The organism is Hydrocoleum sp. CS-953, from assembly GCF_002260545.1.
Classification (GTDB): Bacteria; Cyanobacteriota; Cyanobacteriia; order Cyanobacteriales; family Microcoleaceae; genus Trichodesmium.
Genome location: NZ_LGSU01000689.1, coordinates 1 through 4240 on the forward strand (window position 1 = coordinate 1; position 4240 = coordinate 4240).

Genomic DNA, 4240 nt, shown 5'->3' on the forward strand with positions numbered 1-4240 from the left:
TTTTAATATAGCTTATATCCTCTTGCTTAATCAGTTAAAAAGTCACCTGCTTAGGGGTAAGGTTTTATACCAAATTTTTCAGTAAAAAAACACAGCATATGCCATTAATGTTTGGAAATATCAAATTATTCAGTCAATTATATAAGACCTAAGCGTATCTCCATAAAATAGGTCGGAGGGAGAATTAATTGATAAAAAATGGGTAATAATTGATTTGATGATTGGATCAGTGGGAGATATCTAATACACCCCATCTCCCCTACTCTCAATCTCTAATTTTAAATATATCCCTTCAGGGGTTTTATAAATGCGCCCTGCTGGAATCGAACCAGCCTTAAAGCGAATTATGAGCTCGCTGCCTCCCCAATCGGCCAAAGGCGCTTATTTCTATCATCTTATAATATAAGGATATCAGGCAAGTTTAAGATCACCTTAGACTATTTTTTGATTATAACATATTTTCCTAACTTCAGTTCAAAGTCAACAGAAAATTAGAATAGGTAAATTTGGACACTAATACATAGGAATAATTTATAGTATATCATAACAAAAAACAAGATCGTACCTTAGACAGAAAAAACTATGAATTCTAGTATTTTACTAACTCTAGGTCTGCTGGTTCTAATGTTTAGTGCTGGTTTGGGTAGTGCTTCTTGGGGATTTAAACTGGGCCGGGAAGCCTTAAAAGGAATTACTCAACCAGATACTCGTCCTACCAATAATTTAGTAGGTGCTAAAGACAGTTCAAATCGTCGAGAAGAAGTAGTGATGTTAAAGGAGGAAAAAATTATTATCAATGTAAAAAATACTATTCTCAATGGTGGAATAGCTGAGAAAAAAACTGCTAAAGAAAATTCCCAGAAAAAAACAGCTAAAGCCAAGTCTTCTCAAGAAACTAAATCCAAACAAAGTTTTCCAATTGTGAGTAGTGATGCTGGAGTAATATTGGAAGTTAATGATGTTCGTAAGTGGGGAAATTCTCTAGTCTTGGATGTTAATTTAAAAAATGAAGGAGATCGAGCTGTAAGATTTTTATACAGTTTTTTGAATATTACAGATCAACAAGGAAGAGTTCTCAGCGCCAGTACAGAGGATTTACCAGGAGAATTACCGCCCAATGGTAGAAGATATTATGGTATTATTACAATCCCAATTAGTTTATTAGATAATGCTAAAGAACTTTCCCTAGAACTTACAGATTATCCAGCTCAAAAGTTAGATTTGAAAATGTCTAAAATTAAAATAGATTAAGTTGATTTTGAATTTTGAGTGAGGAGGCTTTAAACCGAATTTGTCGATCAAAAATTGTAAATTTTAAACATGAAAATGTTCATAGGTCTGAGGCAAAATCAATGGCAGTAAATTTGCTAGATATGCCAGGCTTAGAAATGCTAATCTGGAGAGATATGACCTGGACAGATATACTGTCGCGCATCTTTTCGGTTTTTCTACTAATTTCCATAAATGCCTTCTTTGTTGTGGCAGAATTTTCTATTGTTTCTGTGCGAAGGTCACGCATTAATCAATTAGTAGATGAGGGGGATGTTCCAGCAAAAATTGTTCAGCAACTTCAAAGACATATAGACAGACTACTTTCGACAACTCAGTTAGGTATTACTTTATCTAGTTTGGCTTTGGGTTGGATTGGTGAAGGAACTATGGCTGTAATTGTGAGAAAAGGTATAGCTAATATACCATTACCTATTCATATTAGTCAAGCGATCGCCCACTCCCTCGCCATTCCTATTGTCACTTTTTTTATTTTGGCTTACCTACAAATTGTATTGGGAGAATTATGTCCAAAGTCAGTAGCGCTACTTTATCCAGAACAGTTATCTAGATTATTAGGCCCTCTGAGTCTAGCTATCTCTCGCTTCTTTAATCCTTTTATTTGGATATTAAATCAATCTACTCATTGGTTATTACGACTTTTGGGAATTCAATATACTGGCAGTGCTTGGAAAGCACCAGTTACTCCAGAAGAATTACAGTTAATTATCTCTACTTCTACTGAATCAACAGGTTTAGAAGCAGAAGAACGACAATTACTTAGTAATGTATTTGAATTTGGAGAGGTATTAGCTGGAGAAATTATGGTTCCACGGACAAGTATAAATACTATCTCTAGTACGGCTATTTTTCAAGATTTGTTAGATGAAATTCAGGTATCTGGTCATTCCCGCTATCCTGTAGTTGGTGAATCCGTAGATGATATTCAGGGTATTATTGATTTTAAAGAATTGGCTAAACCTTTAGCCCAAGGATTATTATCTCCACAAACTTCTATTATATCTTGGATTCGTCCTGCAAGATTCGTTTCTGAACAAACCTATCTGAATGAGTTACTATCATTAATGCAAAGAATGCGTCAAATTCCCAATAGTCCTCAGCACTCGGAAATGGTAATAGTGGTAGATGAGTTTGGTGGAACTGCTGGATTAATTACACGGGAGGATTTGATTGCTGAAATTATTAGTGCTGATAATTATGAAGTAACCGACTCTGAAGAACTTGCTTTACAAATGTTGGACGATCAAACTTTTATTGTCCAGGCACAGTTAAGTGTTGAAGAAGTTAATCAACTTTTAAATTTAGATTTACCAGTGACTGACGACTATCAGACTTTGGGAGGATTTTTGATTTATCAATTACAAAAAATTCCCATTGGAGGAGAAAAGTTATACTATCAGAATCTTGAATTTACTGTTATTTCTGCTGAAGGTCCCCGTTTAGATCAAATCAAGATTCGTCAATTAGAAGAGTTAGGAACTGAGCAAACTGTTAATCTAGTTTTAGAAGATGAAACAGTCAATCGAATTCCACCAAATGAACTAATTGATTGAACATTTAGCTTTTATTCTGAATACAAAGAGACATTCGCTACAAATCCCTAAGATGAGATAATGTAATTTGACCCTGACTTGAGAATTAGGCTAGAGTCTCTCAAGATTAATTATGACTTCATTTGGCTATGAATCTAATGCTATTTAATCAATAGCTGAATGCCACTCAATTTATCTAAAATCTAAAAACTATTCCGCAATAGTTGAATTAATTATCAATTAAAGTGAGGTTAGGCGTTTCGCGGAGCGACATGAAACGCGTAGCACTATCGCCATTCTTCCACTTTATCTAAAATCTAAAAACTATTGCGTAATAGTTGAATTAACTATTAATAAAAATGCAACAATACCATTTTTCTAAAAAAAATGCACTTAATAATTCTGATCCAGACTTGAATTTTACTGACAGCTATTATCTTTTCNTATTGCGTAATAGTTGAATTAACTATTAATAAAAATGCAACAATACCATTTTTCTAAAAAAAATGCACTTAATAATTCTGATCCAGACTTGAATTTTACTGACAGCTATTATCTTTTATTCAGTACAACTTCATGGATAAAAGTTATAAGCTGACTAAGCTAAGAAAACCTATATAAATTATAAATACTATCAGGTTGAATATTTGATTTGATGATAATTTTTGCCTTAATTTAAGAACTAAGCAAATTAGGAAATTCAACAAGCTAGAATTTTAGTAATTTTATATTTATCGGCTATTTTTTTGTCTATTTGATATCGAGCTATCCCTTCAGGTGTCAAAATTCCTACTTTCTCTAATTTTTCTTCTCCACCAGCTTTTTCAAAGAATTTCTCGTGGGATGGTTGGTAGTAAATGGTGCTATATTCTAAGTCTCCATTAGCAATGGAAATATAAATAGGGGGCTATTGAATTTGTTGGGGTTTTTCGACTTTATAACTGAGTTTTTCTAGACCTATATAGCGTTTCTCAAGCTTATGAGGTACACAAGCTCTTTAATTTCTTTTCTATTCCTGATTCCTCATTGCCTATTCCCTATTCCCTGTTCCCTGTTCCCTGTTCCCTGTTCTCTATTCCCTGTTCCCTAAAACAAACGAATTTTGTACTTCACGCTTCTTGGGAGTTGCTATATTAACAATGTTAGTTTGAAATAATTCTTCTATCCAACCACTATTATAGGCACTCCTAATAATGACACTATGGGAATTTGATACTTGTTTACAGGAGGTAAAAACTATTAATAAACTTGTGAGGATAGTTCCTAAGATTGTTTTTAGCGATATATTTTTCATTTTGCTTGGATTGAAAAACTGTGATTCAGTAGTAAGGAATAAATTTTCTAGTTATAGGAATAGAAAATCAGAAAAAAAGCGTATCTCACTAAGATGATAATTTCTCTCTCAATAGTATTAGGTT

General features: G+C 33.3%; 3 protein-coding genes and 1 tRNA gene. 2 read left to right on the forward strand and 2 right to left on the reverse strand.

What is annotated here, in order from left to right; translation table 11 throughout:
* Window positions 1-308 precede the first annotated feature (308 nt).
* A tRNA-Ile gene (locus AFK68_RS07920) sits at window positions 309-381 on the reverse strand.
* Window positions 382-582: 201 nt separating this feature from the next.
* Here AFK68_RS07920 and AFK68_RS07925 point away from each other — a divergent pair.
* Complete coding sequence (locus AFK68_RS07925; protein ID WP_094672280.1) at window positions 583-1251, forward strand: hypothetical protein; 669 nt, start codon at window positions 583-585, stop codon at window positions 1249-1251.
* A 101-nt stretch (window positions 1252-1352) separates the two neighbouring features.
* Window positions 1353-2843, forward strand: a complete 1491-nt coding sequence (locus AFK68_RS07930) for a hemolysin family protein (RefSeq protein WP_246844059.1) — start codon at window positions 1353-1355, stop codon at window positions 2841-2843.
* A 1051-nt stretch (window positions 2844-3894) separates the two neighbouring features.
* Here AFK68_RS07930 and AFK68_RS07940 read toward each other — a convergent pair.
* On the reverse strand, window positions 3895-4116 hold the full coding sequence (locus AFK68_RS07940; RefSeq protein ID WP_246844060.1) for a hypothetical protein: 222 nt from the start codon (window positions 4114-4116) through the stop codon (window positions 3895-3897).
* Window positions 4117-4240: the final 124 nt, after the last annotated feature.

Excerpts from the sequence above, each read along its gene's own strand:
- AFK68_RS07925 (WP_094672280.1), top strand. The coding sequence starts at position 583 with ATGAATTCTAGTATTTTACTAACTCTAGGTCTGCTGGTTCTAATGTTT.
- AFK68_RS07930 (WP_246844059.1), top strand. The coding sequence starts at position 1,353 with ATGGCAGTAAATTTGCTAGATATGCCAGGCTTAGAAATGCTAATCTGG.
- AFK68_RS07940 (WP_246844060.1), bottom strand. The coding sequence starts at position 4,116 with ATGAAAAATATATCGCTAAAAACAATCTTAGGAACTATCCTCACAAGT.